The 22,290-nt window shown below is 63.7% G+C and carries 15 protein-coding genes; 4 read left to right on the forward strand and 11 right to left on the reverse strand.

The genetic code is table 11. From position 1 onward, the window contains the following. Positions 1–116: 116 nt before the first annotated feature. Positions 117–2,375, reverse strand: coding sequence for a catalase/peroxidase HPI (gene katG, locus GEV39_RS13665; RefSeq protein ID WP_173889710.1), 2,259 nt, complete (start codon positions 2,373–2,375; stop codon positions 117–119). Positions 2,376–2,738: 363 nt separating this feature from the next. Between katG and GEV39_RS13670 the strand changes: the two genes are divergently transcribed. After that, positions 2,739–3,647: a LysR family transcriptional regulator gene (locus GEV39_RS13670; RefSeq protein ID WP_009682409.1), complete on the forward strand. Its 909-nt coding sequence runs from the start codon at positions 2,739–2,741 to the stop codon at positions 3,645–3,647. Between the two features lie 12 nt (positions 3,648–3,659). Here the strand turns inward: GEV39_RS13670 and GEV39_RS13675 are convergent, their stop codons facing one another. Beyond that, on the reverse strand, positions 3,660–4,538 hold the full coding sequence (locus GEV39_RS13675; RefSeq protein ID WP_009682408.1) for a DMT family transporter: 879 nt from the start codon (positions 4,536–4,538) through the stop codon (positions 3,660–3,662). A 247-nt stretch (positions 4,539–4,785) separates the two neighbouring features. Here GEV39_RS13675 and GEV39_RS13680 point away from each other — a divergent pair, with 247 nt between their 5' ends. Then, positions 4,786–5,610 (forward strand): aldo/keto reductase, encoded by an 825-nt coding sequence (locus GEV39_RS13680; RefSeq protein ID WP_173889712.1) that lies wholly within the window; start codon positions 4,786–4,788, stop codon positions 5,608–5,610. A 21-nt stretch (positions 5,611–5,631) separates the two neighbouring features. On the opposite strand, the gene GEV39_RS13685 is transcribed toward GEV39_RS13680, so the two are convergent. From GEV39_RS13685 to GEV39_RS13725, 9 genes are all read right to left on the reverse strand, one after another. After that, positions 5,632–6,126, reverse strand: coding sequence for a GNAT family N-acetyltransferase (locus tag GEV39_RS13685; RefSeq protein WP_173889714.1), 495 nt, complete (start codon positions 6,124–6,126; stop codon positions 5,632–5,634). A 65-nt stretch (positions 6,127–6,191) separates the two neighbouring features. Further along, positions 6,192–7,682, reverse strand: a complete 1,491-nt coding sequence (locus tag GEV39_RS13690) for an efflux transporter outer membrane subunit (RefSeq protein ID WP_110679799.1) — start codon at positions 7,680–7,682, stop codon at positions 6,192–6,194. Then, positions 7,679–10,786: an efflux RND transporter permease subunit gene (locus GEV39_RS13695; RefSeq protein WP_173889716.1), complete on the reverse strand. Its 3,108-nt coding sequence runs from the start codon at positions 10,784–10,786 to the stop codon at positions 7,679–7,681. The genes GEV39_RS13690 and GEV39_RS13695 overlap by 4 nt, the downstream gene beginning before the upstream one ends. Beyond that, positions 10,783–13,881: an MdtB/MuxB family multidrug efflux RND transporter permease subunit gene (locus GEV39_RS13700; RefSeq protein ID WP_173889718.1), complete on the reverse strand. Its 3,099-nt coding sequence runs from the start codon at positions 13,879–13,881 to the stop codon at positions 10,783–10,785. Before GEV39_RS13700 ends, GEV39_RS13695 begins: the two co-directional genes overlap by 4 nt. Continuing rightward, positions 13,878–15,197: an MdtA/MuxA family multidrug efflux RND transporter periplasmic adaptor subunit gene (locus GEV39_RS13705; protein ID WP_110679796.1), complete on the reverse strand. Its 1,320-nt coding sequence runs from the start codon at positions 15,195–15,197 to the stop codon at positions 13,878–13,880. Before GEV39_RS13705 ends, GEV39_RS13700 begins: the two co-directional genes overlap by 4 nt. 286 nt (positions 15,198–15,483) lie before the next feature. Next, the gene (tpx, locus tag GEV39_RS13710; RefSeq protein ID WP_054881982.1) at positions 15,484–15,984 is read right to left on the reverse strand and encodes a thiol peroxidase; all 501 of its coding nucleotides are present in this window, start codon (positions 15,982–15,984) and stop codon (positions 15,484–15,486) included. A 209-nt stretch (positions 15,985–16,193) separates the two neighbouring features. After that, entirely contained in the window at positions 16,194–17,474 is a 1,281-nt protein-coding gene (locus GEV39_RS13715) for a serine/threonine transporter (protein WP_173889720.1), read from the reverse strand. Between the two features lie 238 nt (positions 17,475–17,712). Continuing rightward, positions 17,713–18,909, reverse strand: a complete 1,197-nt coding sequence (locus tag GEV39_RS13720) for an amino acid aminotransferase (RefSeq protein WP_173889722.1) — start codon at positions 18,907–18,909, stop codon at positions 17,713–17,715. Between the two features lie 527 nt (positions 18,910–19,436). Further along, a complete protein-coding gene (locus tag GEV39_RS13725; RefSeq protein WP_173889724.1) occupies positions 19,437–20,462 on the reverse strand; it encodes an Ldh family oxidoreductase in 1,026 nt (341 codons plus the stop codon). Positions 20,463–20,604: 142 nt separating this feature from the next. On the opposite strand from GEV39_RS13725, the gene GEV39_RS13730 reads away from it, so the two are divergent. Next, positions 20,605–21,477, forward strand: a complete 873-nt coding sequence (locus tag GEV39_RS13730; RefSeq protein WP_173889726.1) for a MurR/RpiR family transcriptional regulator — start codon at positions 20,605–20,607, stop codon at positions 21,475–21,477. A gap of 22 nt (positions 21,478–21,499) precedes the next feature. After that, complete coding sequence (locus GEV39_RS13735) at positions 21,500–22,252, forward strand: transporter substrate-binding domain-containing protein (protein WP_173889728.1); 753 nt, start codon at positions 21,500–21,502, stop codon at positions 22,250–22,252. The last annotated feature ends 38 nt before the right edge of the window (positions 22,253–22,290 follow it).

Here is a 22,290-nt window from a genome sequence, read left to right on the forward strand (position 1 = left end):
GGCCGCCTGAGAAGCATTGCAACAGAACCGACAAGGGCACTTTTGTATCTATCCGACCTGGAATTGGCGGGATCGCCAATGGCGAAGGGGGCTGCCCAGCAGCCCCCGCAGGTTCCTCACTTCAGGTCAAAACGGTCCAGTTCCATGACCTTCTCCCAGGCGGCAACGAAATCGCGCGCGAACTTGGCGCCGCCATCACCGCTGCCGTACACCTCGCTCAACGCGCGCAGCTGCGCATGCGACCCAAACACCAGGTCAACGCGGCTTGCGCTCCATTTCACTTGCCCGCTCTTGCGGTCGCGGCCTTCGAACGCTTCGTTGTCTGCCGAAGTCGGCTTCCACTCCACGCCCATGTCCAGCAGGTTGCGGAAGAAATCGTTGCTCAGGGTACCGACCTTGTCGGTAAATACGCCCTGTTGACTCCCCGCATGGTTGGCACCCAACACGCGCAGCCCGCCGATCAGTACGGTCATTTCCGGCGCGGTCAAGGTCAACAGCTGCGCCTTGTCCAGCAACAACTTCTCGGCTTTGACGCTGTAGCGGCCCTTGCTGAAATTTCGGAAACCATCCGCCAGCGGCTCCAGCACGGCGAACGATTCCACGTCGGTCTGTGCCTGCGTAGCATCGGCACGGCCCGGGCGAAACGCCACACTCAGGTCATGACCGGCGTCCTTGGCAGCCTTCTCCACGGCAGCGGCACCGGCCAGCACGATCAAGTCGGCCAGGGAAATGTGCTTGCCGCTGGCAGCGAACTCGGCCTGGATGTGCTCAAGCGCCGCAACGACCTTGCCGGTGCCCTGGTTGGCCACCCAGTCTTTTTGCGGTGCCAGGCGCAAGCGACCACCGTTGGCACCGCCGCGCTTGTCAGAGCCCCGGAAGGTCGATGCTGCAGCCCAGGCCGTGGCCACCAGCTCGCCCACGCTCAGGCCCGTGGCCAGCACCTTGGCCTTGAGCGCGGCAATGTCCTGCTCGCCCACCAGCGGGTGGTCGACGTGCGGGATCGGGTCTTGCCACAGCAGCTCTTCATTGGGCATTTCCGGGCCCAGGTAGCGCGCCAGCGGGCCCATGTCGCGGTGGATCAGCTTGTACCAGGCGCGGGCGAAAGCATCTGCCAGTTGCTCAGGGTTGTCCTTGAAGCGCTTGGCGATAGACCCATAGATCGGATCGAAGCGCAGCGCCAGGTCAGACGTGAGCATCGACGGCGCGTGGCGTTTGGCCGGGTCGTGGGCATCCGGTACGGTGCCCGCGCCTTTGCCTTCCTTCGGTGTCCACTGGTGGGCACCTGCGGGGCTTTTGGTCAGTTCCCACTCGAAGTCGAACAGGTTGTTCAGGTACTCGTTGCTCCACTTCGTCGGCGTCGAAGTCCAGGTCACTTCAAGGCCGCTGGTGATGGTGTCGCCGCCCTTGCCGGTACCAAACCTGTTGGCCCAGCCCAGGCCCTGCAGTTCCAGCCCTGCGGCTTCCGGCTCGGGGCCGACATTGTCGGCAGGGCCGGCACCGTGGGTCTTGCCGAAGGCATGGCCGCCGGCGATCAGCGCCACGGTTTCTTCATCGTTCATGGCCATGCGGCCAAAGGTTTCACGGATGTCCCTGCCCGATGCGACCGGGTCGGGGTTGCCCTCCGGCCCTTCCGGGTTTACGTAGATCAGGCCCATCTGCACGGCGGCCAGCGGGTTCTCGAGGTTGCGCTCGCCACCGAGGTCTCGGCTTTGTTCCTGCGGGTGCTTGGCGGGCTCTGCCACCAGGTCCCCTTGCCCGGGCGGCTGGGCCTTGGCCTGCTCCTTGCCATAGCGGGTATCGCCGCCCAGCCAGACCTTTTCCGAGCCCCAGTAGACATCTTCGTCCGGCTCCCACACATCGGCGCGGCCGCCAGAGAAGCCGAAGGTCTTGAAGCCCATCGACTCCAGCGCCACATTGCCCGTGAGCACGATCAGGTCGGCCCAGGAAATCTTGTTGCCATACTTTTGCTTGATCGGCCACAGCAGGCGTCGGGCCTTGTCCAGGCTGACGTTGTCTGGCCAGCTGTTGAGCGGTGCGAAGCGTTGCTGGCCAGAGCCTGCGCCACCGCGGCCATCGGCAATGCGGTAGGTGCCGGCGCTGTGCCAGGCCATGCGGATGAACAGCGGGCCGTAGTGGCCGAAATCGGCCGGCCACCAGTCCTGCGAATCGGTCATCAACGCGGTCAGGTCTTGCTTCAGGGCCTGGAAATCCAAGCTTTTGAAGGCCTTGGCATAGTCGAAGTCCGGGTCCATGGGGTCAGACTTGGACGAGTGCTGGTGCAGAATTCTGAGGTTGAGCTGGTCAGGCCACCAGTCACGGTTGGTGGTGCCGCCACCTGCGGTTTGATGGAACGGGCATTTCGATTCGTTCGACATCTGCGGGTACCTATGGGTCGATTATCCAGTTTTCCGGTCTGTGCCAGATGTTCGCTCAGCCGAGCAGGCGTACGTGCCTTGCCTGATCAGGTGTAAACGGGGCCTTGCGAAGCTGTCACAACAGGTGGGTGCGGTCTTGCACAGGGGTGCTGCCCCCACCGGAGCGCGGAATTCGCGGGGCCAGGGGAAAGACTAGCCCAGCCTGGGCGCAGGTCTAATAGAGCAGCTGTTTGGCGGTGATAGGTTGGCTCTTTCAGCGCCGCAGCTTCAGCCACCAAGCCGCCGGCACATCCATACAAGGCACGACGCGGCGGCCCGTGCTTCAATACAGCGCAAACCCCTTAGCTTCGGAACCCAAGCCTCATGAACCGCAACGACCTGCGCCGCGTCGACATGAACCTGCTGGTGCTGTTCGAAGCCTTGATGATCGAACGCAACCTCACCCGCGTTGGTGAAAAGCTGTTCATCACCCAGTCCACCGTCAGCGCCGCCCTCGCCCGCCTGCGCGAACTGTTCGACGACCCCCTGCTGATCCGCAGCGGGCGCGCCATGGAGCCCACGCCACGGGCGATGCAGATCTTCGCGGAGCTGGGCCCGGCCATGGATGTGATTTCCGCGGCCATCAGCCGCGCTCGCGAGTTCGACCCGGCCAGCAGTTGCAACGTCTTCCGCCTGGGGCTGTCGGACGATGCCGAGTTCGGCCTGTTTCCGGCCTTGCTGCAGGCCCTGCGTGAAGAAGCGCCGGACATCAGCGTGGTGGTCCGGCGGGCCAACTTTCTGTTGATGCCGGGCTTGCTGGCCAGCGGTGAGATCTCGGTGGGAGTGAGCTACACCACCGACCTGCCGGCAACCGCCAAGCGCCGCAAGCTGCGCGATATCGGCGTGCGGGTGCTGCGCGCCGACGATCGCCCGGGGCCACTGACACTCGACGAATACTGTGCCCGGCCGCATGTGATGGTGTCGTTCTCCGGTGACATGAGCGGCAACATCGACCTCGACCTGGCGCGGATCGGTCGATCCCGCAAAGTGGTGCTGGCGGTGCCGCAGTTCGGCAGCCTGCGCGCCCTGCTGCGCAACACCGAACTGATCGCCACGGTACCTGACTACGCTGCCTGTGCACTGGTCGAGGACAGTTGTCTACGCGCCGACCCTGCACCGTTCGAGATCACCGAGGCCGAGCTGTCGATGGTCTGGAGTGGCGCCCAGGACAACGACCCGGCCGAGCGCTGGCTGCGCGAGCGCATCATGCAGTTCATGGCCAGCCAGCCTTGACGATGGCCAGGCTTACTTGCCCCGCTGCATCCACGCCGCCCCCAGGCCGCTGAGGCAGATCACCGCGATACCCACCAGGCTCAAGGTATCCGGTACCTGGCTGTACACCACCAGGCCAAGCAAGCCGGCGAACACGATCTGGCAGTAGCTGAACGGTGCCAGCAACGCGGGTGCCGCATGGCGGAATGCCTGGGTCAGCAACAGGTGCGCGGTCATGCCGAAACCGCCCAGCGCCAACATCAGCAGGGCATGGTCCCAGCGCGGCACTTCCCAGAAGAACGGCACCAGCGCACTCATCGCCAGCGTATTGCACAGCCCCGCATAGAAGTTGCTAGTGGTGGGGCTGTCATGCGCGGCGAGAATACGCGTCAGCAACTGATAGAAGCAGAAGCCCAACGCCGAGCCGAACGGGTACAGAATCGCCGGGGTGAACATGGCCCCACCCGGGTGCACCACCACCAGCACGCCGATGAAACCCAGCACCACGGCCACCCACTGCGCCACGGTAACCCGCTCTTTGAGCAATGGCGCCGACAATGCGGTGACCAGCACCGGGGCGAGGAAGTTGACCGCCGTTGCCTCAGCCAGCGGCAGGTACTGCAAGCCTGTGGTGAACAGCAGGCTGGTGCTCAGCAGGCTCAGGGCGCGCAAGGTCTGCAACAGCGGGCGGCGGGTACGCAGGACGTTCAGGCCGGCCTTGGGCAGGAAAATGCCGGCCATCAGCAGGGTATGCACCACATAGCGCGCCCATACCACCATCACGATCGGGTAGAGGCCGCCGAGGAATTTGGACAAGGCATCGTGGCTGGCGAACAGGAACGTCGCTACCACCACCAGGGCGATGCCACGCAAGGGTTTGTTGACGCCGGACAACGGTGTACTGGAACTCATGGCTCTCTCGATGACGACGCCGCCATAGGCCGCGCCAGGGGGATGACCGCGCAAGCGGAGCCTGGCGGATGCAACAGCTGGGATTCTAGAAGAGATGCCGCAACATAAGGAAGTTCATTTGCCGCAGGCCGGGGCTGAACGCAATTTCCGTTCGCTGATCGACCACTTTGCGCGCCGCGCGCATGGCCCGTGCCGCATTGATCATCGACCATGGAGCCTCACCCGGCACACTGTACAAGGAATAGACATGCAAAGGCTCACAACCCGTAACGGCCTGGAACTGCCTGCCCTGGGCCTGGGCACCTGGCCAATGACCGGCAGCGCGTGCACCCAGGCCGTGCGCCAGGCACTGGAGTTAGGCTACCGGCACATCGACACGGCCACCGCCTACGAGAACGAAGCCGCCGTCGGCCAGGCTCTGCGCGACAGCGAGGTCCCGCGCGAGCAGGTCCACCTGACCACCAAGGTCTGGTGGGACCGGCTGCAACCCAAGGCAATGCGCGCGTCGCTGGAAGCCAGCCTGCGGGCACTGGGCACCGAGCAGGTGGACCTGTTCCATATTCACTGGCCCGGCCAGCATGAAGACCTGGCCCGCAGTATCGAGACCTTGGTGGCCCTGCGTGAAGAAGGCAAGGCACGCCACATTGGTGTGGCCAACTTCCCCTTGGGGTTGCTACGCGAGGTCGTGGAACAGCACGGGGCGCCGTTGTCGGCGATCCAGGTGGAGTACCACGTGCTGCTCGGCCAGCAGCCGCTGCTCGATTACGCCCGTCGCCACGATCTGCTGCTCACCGCCTATACCCCGCTGGCCCGCGGCCAGGCGGCGGCGCACCCGGTGATCCAGGCTATTGCCGGCAAGCACGGCGTACTGCCCAGCCAGGTGGCGCTCAAATGGTTACTGGACCAGGACGGTGTGGCGGCGATCCCCAAGGCCAGCAGCCGCGAAAACCAGTTGGCCAACCTGGCGGCGCTGAACGTGCAACTGGATGACGAGGACCGCGCTGCGATTGCCGAGCTACCGAAAGACCAGCGAGTGGTCAGCCCGGCCTTTGCCCCGGACTGGAATAGCTAACCAGGGCCGCGCGGGAGGCGCTCAGTGGCGGGCGCCACTCACCAGGTAATTGATTAATGCGGGCTCATCTGCCAGGTCAATGGCCCGCACTGGGCGCGACAGGTTCCCCAGGACTGCGTCGCAGAATGCCACCGCGGTTGGGTCCTGGGCATAGCAACGCAGCAGCCAGTCGCCCCCGTCGCCGAGCAACTGCAGCGCCACTGCCCGGCCGATGCCTTGGCGGCGGTACTTCTTCAAGATGAACAGGTCGGCCAGCTCCAGGGCGTGAATGCCAGGCAGCTCGCTGCGCTCGACCAGCACGAAACCGGCGATGAAACCGTCGGCCAGCACCAGGTAGGCACCCCAGCCGGCAGCCTGCCAATAGCGCTGCAGGTGTTCGTCATGAATGTAGAAGCGGCCGTCCAGTTCCACATCTTCCTCTTCCCAGTCGGAAGATTCATAGGCATAGAACTGGTACAGGTTGCGGATCAGCGGCGCCTGGTCGGCGGTGGTTGGCAATAGCGTGATAGGCGGCATGATGCGGCGCTCGGGTAAAACGGCGGATTCTAGATCATCCCGCCATTGCAGGCCTGCATATGCCGTCAATCCTGCTCGGCAAACGCCTGCCCGGCATCCCAGCCACCGCCTAGCGCGGCCACCAGTTGCACACTGGCCACCAAGCGCCCTTGCAGCAGGTTCAGCACACTGCGCTCGTTACTCAACGCGGTGGCCTGCACGTTGACGACGTCCAGGTAACCGATCAAGCCTGCGCGGTACTGGTTTTCGGTCAGGCGCAGCGATTCGCGGGCGGCATCCAGCGCTTCCTGGCGCACCACCGCTTCATCACCGTAGACCTTCAACTGCACCAGCAGGTTTTCCACTTCCTTGAAGCTGTCCAGCACGGTCTGCCGGTACTGCGCCACGGTCTGGTCATACACTGCCACGGTACGGTCAACCTCGGCGCTGCGCTTGCCGGCGTCGAACAGGGTAAGCGCCAGTTGCGGCCCCACCGACCAGTAGCGGTTGGGCAATTCGATCCAGTTGTTGAAACTGCTGCTGGAATACCCCCCATTCATGCTCAGGCTGAGGTCCGGGAAGTACGCCGCCCGCGCCACGCCGATATTGGCGTTGGCAGCCATTACATTGCGCTCGGCCGCAGCAATGTCTGGCCGACGCTCAAGCAATTGCGAAGGCAGTGACACTGGAATGCGCGGCAGCGCAGGGATAGCCTTGCTGTCGGCCAGGTTGAAGTCGGCCGGGGGCTTGCCCAGCAACACCGCAATGGCGTTCTCGAACTGTGCACGCTGCCAGATCAGGTCGATCAGGTCAGCCTGGGTGCTTTTCAGCTGGGTGCGCGCCTGGGCAACCGCATCGGGGCCGGCAACGCCGGCGCGGTACTGGTTTTCATTCATCCGCAACGAACGCTGATAAGCTGCCACGGTCGCCTCGAGCAAGCGCTTCTGCTCGTCGATTACCCGCAGTTGCAGGTAGTTCTGCACCAGTTCCGACTGCTGGCTCAAGCGGATCGAGGCGAGGTCGGCGAGGCTGGCTTGGGCACTGGCCTGGTTGGCACTCAGGGTTTCCCGCAACTTGCCCCACAGGTCGATTTCCCAGCTCACGCCCAACTGCGCATTGTAGGTGTCGCGTATACCGCTGCTGTTGTTGGACAGGCTGGAGCTGGAGCTACCGGTCCCCTGCGCCGAGCGGTTCTTGCTGGCACTCAGGTCAAGGCTGGGAAACAGCGACGCACGGCTGCTGCGCACCAGCGCCTGGGCCTGGCGGTACTGGGCTTCGGACTGCGCCACGGTCTGGTTGCTGCGGTTCAGTTCCTCGACCAGCGCATTGAGCCCGGCGTCGCCATAGATTTCCCACCAGGCGCCACGGGCGATGGCATCGGACGGCGTCGCCTGGGTCCAGCCCTCGGCGTGTTTGAACTGCGCCGCCGTGCTGTCCAGCGCCGGGCGCTGGTAGTCCGGGCTCAGGGTACAGGCACTGAGCATGGCCACGCACAACCCGGCGCTGAGCAGGCGCGAGCCACGCCCGCGGGTCAACGCCTGCAGGCCACGGTGCAGTGGGGAGTGGGCAAATGTCATAGCGGGGTTTCCATGGCGGCGTCGGTGCGCACACCGCGCCAACGGTTGAAGCGGTGGCGCAGGCGGTCGAGGTACAGATAGACCACCGGCGTCGTATAAAGGGTCAGGATCTGGCTGAACACCAGGCCACCGATGATGGTCAGGCCCAGCGGCTGGCGCATTTCGGCGCCTTCGGCCCGGCTCAGCAGCAGCGGCAAGGCACCGAGGATGGCCGCCAAGGTCGTCATCAGGATGGGCCGCAGGCGCAGCAGGCACGCGCGGCGAATCGACTCCTCCGGAGACAGGCCCTGATGACGCTCAAGCTGCAGGGCCAGGTCGATCATCAGGATGGCGTTCTTCTTCACCACACCAATCAGCAGGAACAACCCCAGCAGCGAGATCAGGCTGAACTCGCCACCGGTCAGGTACAGCGCCAGCAAGGCACCGACGCCGGCCGACGGCAACGTGGAGAGAATGGTCAGCGGGTGAATGTAGCTTTCATACAGAATACCCAGCACCAGGTACACCAGCAGCAATGCACCCAGGATCATGAACGGCTGGCCCTGCTGGGTCTTGGCAAAGGCATCGGCGCTGCCGCCGAGCTTGGCGATCACCCCCTCCGGCAGGCCCAGGGTCGCCACTGCCCGCTCCACGGCGGCCAGGGCCTGGTCGGGGCTGTAGCCCTCGGCAATGTCGAAGGCGATGTCTTCGGCAGCAAACTGGCCTTCGTGGCTGACCCTGTCGTTGGCCAGGGTATTTTCGTAGTGGGCGATGGTCGACAACGGCACCCGGGCGCCGTCAGCGGTGATCACCTGCACTTGTTCGAGGGTGCTGGGGTCCCAGGCGTATTTCGGGTTGATTTCCAGCACCACCTGGTACTGGTTGAGGCTGTCGTAGATGGTGGAGATCTGGCGCTGGCTGTAGGCGTTGTTCAGCACCGTGGTGACCATGTCCATGTCGATCCCCAGCCGCTTGGCCTGGTCGCGGTCCACCACCAGCGTCACCTGCTGGGTGCCACCCCCATCGCGGGCGTCGATGGCAGTCAGCTGCGGCAGCGCGCGCAGCGCCGCGACCACCTTCGGGAACCACTCGCGCAACGCCGCCAGGTCGCCGCTTTGCAGGGTGTACAGGTACTGCGACGAGGTCTGGTCACGCCCGCCACCCCCCAATTGCAGGTCCTGGTCGGCCATCAGGAACAGCCGCCCACCCGGCACCTTGGGCATCTCTTTGCGCAGGCGCTCGATCACTTTTTGCGCGTCCAGCTTGCGCTCGCTGATCGGCTTCAGGCGCACCAGTATCATGGCGTTGTTGGTACCGCTGTTGCCACCGATGAAGCCGGCAACGCTCTGCACCGCAGGGTCGGCGAGCAAGGCGCGACGGTAGGTTTCCATCTTCGGCTGCATCACGCTGAAAGACAGGCCATCGTCACCGCGGATAAAGCCCATCAGTTGGCCGGTGTCCTGCTGGGGCATCAGCGTCTTGGGCACCACCACATACAACGCGATATTCAGGCCAATGGTTGCCAGCAGGCTGAACAGGGTCAGGCGCTTGTGGCGCAGGGCCCAACCCAGGCTGCGGTCATAGGCGTCGACCATGCGCAGGTGGAGCTTGTCGCTCCAGCGTTGCAGGCGGGTCTGCTCGGCGTTGTGCGGCCTGAGCCAGCGCGCGCAGAGCATCGGCGTAAGGGTCAACGACACCACCAACGACACGATGATTGCCGCCGCCAAAGTGATGGAAAATTCCTGGAACAGGTTGCGCACGATGCCGCCCATGAACAGGATGGAAACGAACACCGCCACCAGCGAGACGTTCATCGACAGCAAGGTGAAGCCGACTTCCTTGGCGCCCAGGAAGGCCGCCTTCATGGGTGGCTGGCCGTCTTCGATGTGCCGGGAAATGTTCTCCAGCACCACGATGGCATCGTCCACCACCAGGCCGGTGGCAAGGATCAGCGCCATCAATGACAGGTTGTTGAGCGAAAAACCACACAGGTACATGACAGCGAAAGTACCCACCAGCGATACCGGCACCGCCAGGCTGGGGATCAGCGAGGCGCGCAGGCTGCCGAGGAACAGGTAGACCACCAGGATCACCAGCACCACCGCGATCAGCAGGGTGTGCTCAGCCTCCTTGAGGCTGGCATTGATGACCGGCGACCGGTCCATGGCCACGTTCAGCTGCACGCTGGCGGGCAGCAGCGACTGCAGGGCCGGCAGCTGCGCCTTGATCTGCCCGACCGTCTCGATGATATTGGCGCCAGCCTGGCGGTTGACCACCAGAAGCACTGCCGACTGGTCATTGAAGAAGCCACTGTTGTAGCGGTTTTCGACCCCGTCGGTAATCGCAGCCACGTCGGACAGACGCAGAATGGTCCCGTTCTGCTGGCGAATGACGATGGGCTCGTAGTCCTTGGCCTTCTCCAACTGGTCATTGGCGCGCACCTGCCAGTTGCGCTCGGCGTCTTCGACAAAACCCATGGGCCGGCGCTGGTTGGCGTTGGCCACCGCGGTGCGCACTTCATCCAGTGACAGGCCGTACTGGTTGAGCAATTGCGGTTCGACGGCAATGCGCACCGCCGGCAACGAGCTGCCGCCGATCTGCACCTCCCCTACCCCGGACACCTGGGCCAGGCTCTGCGCCAGAATGGTGTCGGCCAGGTCGTACAGCTGCCCCTTCTGCAACACGTCCGAGGTCAGCGAAAGCACCATGACCGGCGCCTGCGATGGGTTGATCTTTTTGTAGGTAGGCATGCTGCGCATGCCGCTGGGCAGCAGGTTGCGGGTGGCATTGATGGCCGCCTGCACTTCACGCGCCGCACCGTCGATATCACGGCCTATCTCGAAACCGATGATCACCCGCGTCGAGCCCTGGTTGGAGCTGCTGGTCAGGGTGGTCACGCCAGCGATGCTGCCCAGCTTGCGCTCCAGTGGCGTGGCCACGGTAGAGGCCATGACCTCGGGGCTGGCACCGGCCAGGTTGGCCGACACCACGATCACCGGGAAATCCATTTCCGGCAGTGGCGCAACCGGCAGCAGCTTGAAGCTGACCCCACCCAGCAGCATGATCGCCAGGCTCAGCAGCATCGTCGCCACCGGGCGACGAATGAACGGACCCGACAGATTCATGCTTCGGCCTGCTTCGCACTATCGGCCGGGCGCCAGCGGCGCGCCAGGCGGTCGAAGTACAGGTAGATGACCGGCGTGGTGAACAACGTCAGCACCTGGCTGACCAGCAAGCCACCGACCATCACCAGGCCCAGCGGCTGTCGCAGCTCGGCGCCGGAGCCTGTGGCCAGCATCAGTGGCACGGCCCCGAACAGCGCCGCCAGGGTGGTCATCAGGATTGGACGGAAGCGCAACAGCGCCGCCTGGTAGATGGCGTCACGGGGGCTCATGCCTTGATGGCGTTCGGCTTCGAGGGCGAAGTCGATCATCATGATCGCGTTCTTCTTGACGATGCCGATCAGCAGGATGATGCCGATGATTGCGATCATGCCCAGGTCGTTGCCGCTGATGAGCAAGGCCAGCAAGGCGCCGACGGCCGCCGACGGCAGCGTCGAGAGGATGGTCACCGGGTGGATGTAGCTCTCGTACAACACGCCCAGCACGATGTACATGGTAACCACCGCTGCCAGAATCAGCAGCAAGGTGCTCGACAGCGAGGCCTGGAAGGCGTCCGCCGCCCCCTGGAAGCGGGTTTGCACCCCCAGCGGCATGCCGATGTCCTTCTGGACCTGCTCGATCACCTGCACCGCTTCACCCAGTGACGCGCCATGGGCCAGGTTGAAAGACAGGGTCACGGCCGGGAACTGGCCAATGTGCGAGATCGCCAATTGGGCCTGACGCTGCTCGATGCGCGCCAATGCCGACAGGCGTACCTGGCCGCCATCGGCAGCCTTGACGTGGACCGACTCCAGCGCCTGCGGGCCGATCACCGCGGCATCTTTGGCCTGCAGCACCACGCGGTACTGGCTGGCCTGGGTGTAGATGGTCGAGATCTGCCGCTGGCCAAACGCGTCGTACAAGGCGTTGGTGACCTGCGACACGGTGATGCCCAAACGGCTGGCCATGTCGCGGTCGATGACCAGGTACACCTGCAGGCCTTTGTCCTGCAGGTCACTGGCCACATCGGCCAGCTCGGGGCGCTGCTGCAGCGCCTGCACCAATGTGCCGCTCCATTGCGCCAACAGGTCGGCATCGGGCGACGACAGGCTGAACTGGTACTGGGTGCGGCTGACGCGGTCTTCGATGCTCAGGTCCTGCACCGGTTGCATGAACAGGCGAATGCCCACCAGGCGGTCGACTTGCGGCTGCAGCCGGCTGATCACTTCGCTGGCCGTGACGTCGCGTTCGCCGTGGGGCTTGAGGTTGATCAGCAAGCGGCCGCTGTTGAGCGTGGCGTTGTCACCATCGACACCAATATAGGACGACAGGCTTTGTACGGCCGGGTCCTGCAGGATCACCTTGCTCAAGGCCTGCTGGCGCTCGCTCATGGCGGCGAACGAAGTGGACTGCGGCGCTTCGGAGATGCCCTGGATGACCCCAGTGTCCTGCACCGGGAAGAAGCCCTTGGGCACCACCATGTAGAGGAACACCGTCAACGCCAGGCTTGCCACCGCCACCAGCAACGTCAGTGGCTGGTGCCTGAGCACCCATTGCAGGGCGCTGCCGTAGTGTTTGATCAGCCAGTCGATCCAGGCGCCACTGGCACAGTAGAACCGGCCCTGCTCTTCTGCCTTGGGTTCACGTTTGAGCAGGCGCGCGCACATCATTGGCGTCAGGGTCAGCGACACCACCAGGGAAATCAGGATGGCCACCGCCAGGGTGATGGCGAACTCGCGGAACAGGCGGCCGACCACGTCGGCCATGAACAGCAGCGGGATCAGTACCGCAATCAGCGAGAACGTCAGCGATATCAGGGTGAAGCCGATTTGCCGGGCGCCCTTGAGCGCGGCCTGCATGGGCGTTTCGCCCTCTTCGATATGGCGGGAAATGTTCTCCAGCATGACGATGGCGTCGTCGACCACGAAGCCGGTGGCGATGGTCAGCGCCATCAGCGTGAGGTTGTTGACCGAGAAGCCGGCCAGGTACATCACGCCGAAGGTGCCGATCAGCGACAGCGGTACCGCGATGGACGGAATGAGGGTGGCGCTGGCCCGGCGCAGGAAAACGAACGTGACCATGACCACCAGCACGATGGCGATCAGCAGTTCGTGCTGGACATCTTTGACCGCGGCGCGGATGGTCTGGGTACGATCGGTGAGCACCGACACATCCAGGCCCGCAGGCAGGTTGTCGGTGATCGACGGCAGCAGCGCCTTGATGCGGTCTACCACTTCGATCACGTTGGCACCCGGCTGGCGCTGGATGTTCAGCAGTACCGCATGGTTTTCGTTGGCCCAGGCTGCCAGGCGCTCGTTCTCGGCACCGTCGACGATTTCTGCCACGTCCTTCAGGCGCAGCGGCGCACCGTTGTTGTAGGCCAGGATCAGGTTGGCGTATTCCTCGGGGGAGCGCAGCTGGTCGTTGGCGTCGAGCATCGACACGCGGGTGGGCCCGTCGAAGTTGCCCTTGGGCTGGTTGACGTTGGACGCGCCGATCAGCGTGCGGACATCTTCAAGGTTCAGGCCATTGGCCGCCAAGGCATCGACATTGACCTTGATCCGCACCGCCTGGCGCTGGCCCCCGGCGATGCTCACCATGCCCACGCCGCTGATCTGCGCAAGCTTCTGCGCCACCCGGGTATCGACCAGGTCGTTGAGCTTGGGCAGCGGCATGGTCTTGCTGGAAATGGCCAAGGTCAGCACCGGCGTGTCGGCCGGGTTGACCTTGTTGTACACCGGCGGCGCCGGCAGGTCGCTGGGCAGCAGGTTACTGGCGGCGTTGATCGCGGCCTGTACCTGCTGCTCGGCAACGTCCATGTTCATGTCCAGGTTGAAACGCAGTGTGAGCACCGATGCGCCGCCGGAGCTGGTCGAGGCCATTTGCTCAAGCCCAGGCATCTGGCCGAACTGGCGCTCCAGTGGCGCGGTCACCGCGCTGGTCATGACCTCCGGGCTGGCGCCGGGGTACAGGGTCATGACACGGATGGTCGGGTAGTCCACCTGCGGCAAGGCAGAAACCGGCAGCAGCTTGTAGGCGATCAGGCCGGCCAGCACGATGGCCAGCATGCTCAGCGTGGTGGCGACCGGCCGCAGGATGAACAGGCGCGAGAGGTTCATGCGCCCGCCTTGCCTGCTGCGGCACCAGGCTGCGCTTGCCCTGGCTGGCCCTCACCGGCATGTGCCGACCCTTTCGCATCCTGGCCCTGCAGTTTCTGGCCTGGGGTCGTCGGCACCTGCGAGCTGTTTTCGACCACCTCTACCTTGGTGCCCTCGCGCAGGCGGTCGGTACCTTCCAGTACCAGGCGGTCGCCGGCCTTCAGGCCATCGAGAATGACGCTGTGCTCGCCATCACTGGCGCCGACCTTGAGCTTGCGTACATTGACCGTACTCTGGTCGTTGACGACGTAGGCGAACGTGCCGTCGTTACCGAACTGAATGGCTGCCGCCGGGGCCATGACCACCTGCTTGAGGGTGTCGGCCAGCAAACGAACGTTGACGAACTGGTTGGGGAACAGGGCCAGGTCCTTGTTCTCGAAGCGGCCCTTGAATTTCAGGGTGCCGGTGGTGGTGTCGATCTGGTTGTCGATACTGGCCAGTACCCCCTTGGACTGCAGCTTGCTGTCACTGCGGTCCCAGGCCTCGACCGGCAGGCTGGCGCCGCTGCGGTAACGCTGCAGCACGGTGTCCAGTTCGGTTTCCGGCAAGGTGAAGGCAACGCTGATGGGCTCGGTCTGGGTGATGACCACCAGGGCATTGGTGTCGTTGGCCGCTACCAGGTTCCCCAGATCGAGCTGGCGCAGGCCCACCCGGCCGTTGATCGGGGCGCGGATCTGGGTGAACTCCAGGTTCAGCCGGGCATCGTTGACTTGCGCCTGGTTGGTCTTGACCAGGCCCTGAAACTGCGCCACCTGGGCCTCGGCCGTGTCGAGGGTCTGCTTGGCGATACTGTCTTCGGCGTACAAGCCTTTGTAGCGGGCCAAGTCGACCTGGGCGTTCTTCAACTGCGCCTGGTTCTGTGCCAGCGTGCCTTCGGCCTGCTGCAGCGCGATCCGGTAGGTGCGCGGGTCGATTTCGGCGAGCAGGTCGCCGGCCTTGACCTGCTGGCCTTCCTTGAAGTGGATTTTGACCAGCTCGCCTGCCACGCGGCTGCGCACGTTGACCGTGTTGGTCGCAGTCACTGTACCCAGCGCCTTGTAATACAGCGGGAAGTCACCCACGGTCACGGGTTCGACCCGCACAGGCACCGGATCGGTGGAACCACCGAAGCCCGGGCGGCCGCCCATGCCCATGCCTTTGCCACCACGCCCGCCGCTGGCGTCCTTATGCCCAGGCGTTGCTGCAGGCCACAGCCACCAGGCCAGCGCAGCCACCAGCAGCAGGATCAGCAGGCCGAGCAGCCAGCGACGAGGGGAACGGGAATTGGACGCTTGCATGGGTTGAACGAACCTTGTTCGGAATGACGGCTTGGGGAGGGTGAACGATAAGCACTGGCATCGTTTTAGCAAAGGGCCTTTACCAGAGGTTTACCTTTGGCTGACGTTGCCAAGACGCGGAATTTTAAATGAAAACGGCCCGGAACGTGTTCCAGGCCGTTACAGGGTGTTGCTTGGAGCGCGCTGAGGGCTGTGGGGTTCCACAGCCTGCGCCGGCCCCTTCGTGGCTAAGCCTGCTTATACAGGGCTGCCACGACCTGCAAGCGCTACGCTACAGGGGCGCTGCTTACTTCAGTACCGCCAGTGCAGCCTCGTAGTCCGGTTCTTCAGCGATTTCGCCGACCAGCTCGCTGTGCAGCACTTTATCGTTCTCGTCCAGCACCACCACGGCGCGGGCCGCCAGGCCAGCCAGCGGGCCATCGGCGATTGCCACGCCGTAGTTTTCGAGGAACTCGCGGCCACGCAGGGTCGACAGGTTCTTCACGTTCTCCAGCCCCTCGGCGCCGCAGAAACGTGCCTGCGCAAACGGCAGGTCGGCGGAGATGCACAGCACCACGGTGTTGGCGACATCGTTGGCCTGGGCGTTGAACTTGCGCACCGAAGTGGCACAGGTTGGGGTGTCGACGCTCGGGAAGATGTTCAGCACCTTGCGCTTGCCGGCGTAGTCTTTCAGCGACTTGTCAGCCAGGCCTTCACCCACCAGGGAAAAAGCCGGAGCCTGGGCGCCGGCCTGTGGCAGGTTGCCGTTGACCTGAACCGGGTTGCCTTTGAGAGTCACTTGAGCCATGACGAAATCCTTATGCGGGGTTTGAAAAGGACACCGAGTTAAGCATGAAGGCGGCCGAGTGCCTATGGGGGCGGGTGAATTTGTTCTATTCCCGGATAATGTTTGTGAACAAACTTCCGGCTTTCTCGCCCCTTGCCGGGTGAGTTTCACGCGCAAAAAAACCCGGGCGGCGCCAGCCAACCCGGGCTTGTTTCATAGCCCGCCGTGACTCAGCCCAGCAGGCCGTACACCACCGAAGTCAGCGCAACCAGGCCCACCACTACCACGAATACGTTGGACGCCGCGCCGCTGTACTTGCGCATGGACGGTACACGGCGGATGGCGTACATCGGCATCAGGAACAGCAGCACCGCAAGGATCGGGCCGCCGAGCGATTCGATCATGCCGAGGATGCTCGGGTTGAGGGTGGCGACGATCCAGCACACTACCAGCATCAACCCTGCAACCACCCGGTCCAGGGACTTGGCACCCGGGCGGGCGCCGGTCTTGGCGATAATGCCCTTGAGGCCTTCACTGGCACCGATGTAGTGGCCGAGGAACGACTTGGCGATGGCCACGAAGGCAATCAGCGGCGCGGCAAACGCGATGGTGGGGTTGCTGAAGTGGTTGGCCAGGTACGACAGGATCGACAGGTTCTGCGCCTTGGCTTCAGCCAGCTGGGCGCTGCTCAGGGTCAGCACGCAGCTGAACACGAAGAACAGCACCATCACCACCATCAACAGGTGGGCACGGCGCAGAATCTGCCCGCTGCGCTCATCGGCGTGGTCGCCGTAGCGGCGTTTCTGATCCACGGCGAAGGCCGAGATGATCGGCGAGTGGTTGAAGGAAAACACCATCACCGGAATGGCCAGCCACAAGGTGTGCAGGAAGGCCGAGGCCGGTGGCACCTGGGTGGCGCTATCGAGGATACCGCCAGTCCAGTGCGGCACCAGGTACAGGCCCAGCAGCGCCAGGGCAACGATGAACGGGTACACCAGCAGGCTCATGACTTTGACCGTGGCCTGCTCGCCGCAGCGCACGATGGCCAGCAGGCCAAGAATCAGCACGAACGACAGCATGGCCCGTGGCGGTGGCTGCAGGTGCAACTGGTGCTCGATGAAGCTGGACACGGTGTTGGTCAGCGCCACGCTGTAGATCAGCAGGATCGGGAAGATGGCGAAAAAGTACAGCACGGTGATCGAGGTGCCCGCCGTGCTGCCGAAATGCTCCTTGACCACCTCGGTGATATCACCACCGGTGCGCCCGGAAAGCACGAAACGGGTCAGACCACGGTGGGCGAAATAGGTCATCGGGAATGCCAGCACGGCCAGGATCAGCAGCGGCCAGAAGCCGCCAAGGCCGGCGTTGATCGGCAGGAAAAGGGTGCCAGCACCGATGGCGGTGCCGAACAGGCCCAGCATCCAGGTGGTGTCGTGCCGCGCCCAGTTATCGAGGGTGGCGGGGGTCGATTCTGCAAAGCGTTGTTCAACGCTTGGGGCCTGCTCATTCATTCCGGGTGAAGCTCCACTCGCAAGACTGCAACAGGCTGAGAATGGCGAAATAGTGCGTTCGCCCAACTCAACCGGAAAAGAGGGGCGCGATTGTGCACGGAAAGGTTGCACTTGCGAAGCCCTTTTCCGAGGGGCGGTTGCACTTGTCTTTACAAGTGGCAGGCATCGCGGGTGTTGCGCGGTGGATGCAGGAGCGGCCTTGCAGCGCGAACGGGGTGCTCAGCACCCCGATGCAGGGTTACTTCTGGACGGCAGCAAACGCCTCGGCTACCCGTTGAAGGTTGGCCGGGCGCAGGCCGGACATGCACACGCGGCCGCTATCGATCAGGTACACGCCAAATTCGTCGCGCAGGCGGCGGACCTGCTCGACGCTGAAGCCGGTGTAGCTGAACATGCCACGCTGGCGCAGGAAGAACTGGAAGTCCTGGCCTGGAAGCAGCACGGCCAGGGCATCGACCAGCGCCTGGCGCATATCCAGAATGCGCTTGCGCATCACTTCGACTTCCTCGGCCCACTGGGCATTCAGGCCGGCATCGCCGAGCACACCAGCCACCAGTTGGGCACCGAAGTTGGGCGGGCTGGAATAGTTGCGGCGCACGGTGGCCTTGAGCTGGCCCAGCACGCTCTGTGCGGTGGCCGCGTCGTCGCACACCACTGACAAGCCACCGACCCGCTCGCCATACAGCGAGAAGATTTTCGAGAACGAGTTGCTGACCAGGCACGGTACGCCGGCACGGGCCATTTCGCGGATGGCGTAAGCGTCTTCGACCAGGCCCTCGGCAAAGCCCTGGTAGGCGATGTCGAGGAACGGGATCAACTGGCGGGCCTTGACCACTTCGACCACTTGCTGCCACTGGTTCTGGGCCAGGTCGGCACCGGTCGGGTTATGGCAGCACGGGTGCAGCAGGACCACGCTATTGGCCGGCAGCGCTTGCAGGGTGGCCAGCATGCCGTCGAAGTCGACGCCGCGGGTGGCCTGATCGAAGTACGGGTAGGTGTTTACCTTGAAGCCGGCACCCTCGAAGATGGCACGGTGGTTGTCCCAGGTCGGGTTGCTGACCCAGACTTCCGACTGCGGAAAGTAGCGCTTCAGGAAGTCGGCGCCGACCTTCAACGCGCCAGAGCCACCTACGGTCTGCACCGTGGCCACGCGCCCACCCGTCACGGCCGGGTGATCGGCGCCGAACAGCAGCGCCTGAATCGCCTGACGGTAGCTGGCCAGGCCTTCCATAGGCAGGTACAGGGACGCTTCATGGTCCTGGCCGGCGATGCGCTTTTCCACCGCATCCACCGCCGCCAATTGCGGCACCACGCCGGCCTCATCGTAATACAGGCCGATGCTCAGGTTGACCTTGTCGGCACGCGGGTCGGCCTTGAAAGTTTCCATCAACGAGAGGATCGGGTCGCCGGCATAGGCATCGACATGTTTGAACACAGCGTGCAGCTCCTTGGATCAGGACAGTACGAAAAGTCAGCCCTGAGCATACCCGCACACACGGCTCAGGAACATCCACTAATGTGCAAGGTTGTCTATGCAACATTGCATGGCCAGGGTTTTATGCTGGCAGTGATGGCCCCATCGCCGGCAAGCCAGCCAAAGGGATCGCATCAGGGCTGGCAGGTATTTGTCAGAAGATATGCAGCGCCTGTGAGATCGAGCGCCGCCCGCGCGGCGCTTCGCGGGTAAACCCGCTCCTACATTTGTTTCGGGCCAATTATGCCTGTGGGATTTGCGCGCGAACGCCTTGGCGCCCACCACGATATCGCGTCGTAAAAACAAGGCGGTCGCGCGCGTCCGGCACAGGCAATACTGGCCCGAAACAAATGTAGGAGCGGGTTTACCCGCGAAGCGCCGCGCGGGCGGCGCTCGATCTAACAGCCGCTGCAGATGCTACGGCTACCCTTGCCAGAAACCATAGAATCTCCCACTGTGGGCGCTGGCTTGCCGGCGATGAGGCCGGATCAGCCAAGCAACGCTTTCAGGTCTTGCAATTCCTGCTCGGTCAGCGCCACTCCCTCTTCTTCGGCCACCTCGCGCTCGCGGTAACGCCGTTCACCCGGCATGCGCGTCAACCCTGCCCCCTGCATCTGCTCCACCAGATCGCGACTGCGCTGGGCAAAACGCTCGCCCTCGGCCTTGCTCGGGTCGATGACGATGATCAGTTGCCCGGTCCATGGCGTTTTCGCCCCCGGGTGCTCCGACCAGTCGAACTCCCAGGAGAAATGCCCGCCTGTCAGTGCTGCCGCCAGCAATTCGACCATCATCGACAGCGCCGAGCCCTTGTGCCCGCCGAATGGCAGCAAGGCACCGCCCTCGAGAATCGCCTTGGGCTCGGTGGTTGGTTCGCCATTGGCATCGACACCCATGCTTTCGGGAAGCAGCTGGCCGGCACGCGCGGCAATCTGCACGTCGCCGTGGGCCATGGCGCTGGTGGCCATGTCGAAGACGATCGGGTCATGCTCGGCGCAGGGTGCTGCAAAGGCGATAGGGTTGGTGCCGAACAGAGGCTTGCGGGCCCCATGCGGCACGACGCAGGTCATGCTATTGACCACACTGAGGGCCACCAGGCCCTCTTCAGCGAACGGCTCCACGTCTGGCCACAAGGCGGCGAAATGGTGCGAGTTGTGGATCGCCAGCACGGCAATGCCGGCGTTGCGCGCCTTGGCCACCAACAGGTCGCGGGCCGCCGCCAGTGCGGGCTGGGCGAACCCGCCAGCGGCATCGACGCTGACATAGCCGGCGGCAAGGTCACTGACCTTGGCCACGGCCCGCCCATCGACCCAGCCGCTGTTCAGCGTGGACACGTACCCCGGCATGCGGAACACCCCATGGCTATGGGCACCATCGCGCTGGGCGCTGGCACAATTGTGGGCCAGCACCCTGGCCACGCTGTCGCTGCAGCCATGGCGCTGGAAGATAGCCTGCAGCAGGCCTTGCAGCTCGGTAAACGGCACGCGCACGACGGTGCCGGTGGACGGTGCGGACATCTGAAGCTCCTTGTTGATTTTGGAGTGGCTACAGCGTTGCAACGGCAAAACTTTTCCGCGAGTGACAGCTATCTGTCAAATGTTGACTTATTGGCAGAAAACATTCATTTTCTTCCCAAGCCTTACCTTCTGGAGCCCCAGCATGAGCCAACCGATCAAGCAACGCCTGGAAGCCAGCCTCGACGGGGCCGCAGCGTCAGGCCGCAAGATCGCCACCTACATGCTCGCCAACCTGCACGAACTGCCGTTCCAGACCTCGGCCAGCATCGCCGCCAAGCTGGGCGTCAGCGAATCCAGTGTCGGGCGGTTTTGCCGCTCCCTGGGTTATGCCCACCTCAAGGCACTTAAGCAAGATCTGCAGAGCGACCTGGGCGATGGCCCGTGGCTGGTGGGCGACCGCTTGCACGATTACCGCCAGCGCCAGGACGCCAGCGACAACGGCGGCAGCCTGGAACTGGAAATGGCCGCCCTGGTGCGCGTGCACGAGTACCGCCAAGGCCCGGCCTGGCACAACGTGGCCCAACGCTTGGCGAGCAAGCGCCGGGTCTTTGTTGCAGGTTTTCAGACCGAGCGCGGCGTGGCCATGTGCATGGGCCACTTGCTGCAATACCTGCGCGATGGGGTGCAACTGGTCGACCTCAGTGCCGGGCACTTTGCCGACGTGCTGCTCGGTAACGCCGCAGACAGCGCCCTGGTGGTGTTCGAGGCGCGCCGTTATTCCCGCCATGCCCTGTTGCTGTGCCAAAAGGCGCGCGAGGCGGGCATTGCGGTCACCTTGGTGACCGACACTTTCTGTGACTGGGCCGATGCCAACGCCGACGAGGTGTTCCGCATACCCACCGAATTCAATCTGTTCTGGGAATCCACCTCGGCCATGCTGTCGTGGGTACACCTGATGGTCAACGAGGTCTGCAAGAAACTCGGGCCGGATGTTGAAAAGCGCTTGGAAGCAACTGCCGCTCTACATAACGAGTTCGTCGGCTACACCACGTGGTCGGCGGGCAAACAACAATAGCAAGAGTGCAATGAGGTGCGAGATGAACAAGTCCATGGCCTTGCTGGGTGCGTGCGCCCTGCTGCTGGCAGGTGCTGCCAGTGCCGAAACCCTGCGCTTCGCCACCGAGGGTGCCTACCCGCCGTTCAACTATGTCGACGCCGATAACCAGTTGCATGGCTTCGACGTCGACATTACCCATGCCCTGTGCGAACAGATGAAGGTCGAGTGCACGCTGGTGGCTCAGGACTGGGAAGGCATCATCCCGGCGCTGATGGCGCGCAAGTACGACGCGGTGGTGGCCTCGATGATCGACACCGAGGAACGGCGCAAGAAAATTGCCTTCACCGACCATTACTACCGTACCCCGTTGACCGTGGCCGTGGCCAAGGACAGCAAGATCACCGATGCCCAAACCCACTTCAACGGCTACACGGTTGGCGCCCAGTCGTCGTCCACCCAGGCCATTTATGCCGAGGACGTTTACGCCAAGGCCGGCGCTGACGTGAAGCTGTACCCGACCATGGACGAAGCCAACGCGGACCTGGCCGCCGGCCGCCTGGACGGGGTGATTGCCGACAAATTTCCGCTTCAGGAATGGATCAGCAAGAACGGCGGTGACTGCTGCAAGATTCTGGGTGATGTAGCCAACACCAAGGCCGATGCCGCCATTGCCGTGCGCAAGGATGATGAAGCCTTGCGCCAACGCCTGAACACCGCGTTGCAACAGATCGTGGCCAACGGCACCTATCAGAAGATCGCCAGCAAGTACTTTGCATTCGATATCTACAACTGATCTTCAAGCCCTCATTGCCTCACCGGGCCCTATCGCCG

The organism is Pseudomonas sp. NY5710 (genome assembly GCF_013305665.1).
Taxonomy (GTDB): Bacteria; Pseudomonadota; Gammaproteobacteria; order Pseudomonadales; family Pseudomonadaceae; genus Aquipseudomonas; species Aquipseudomonas juntendi.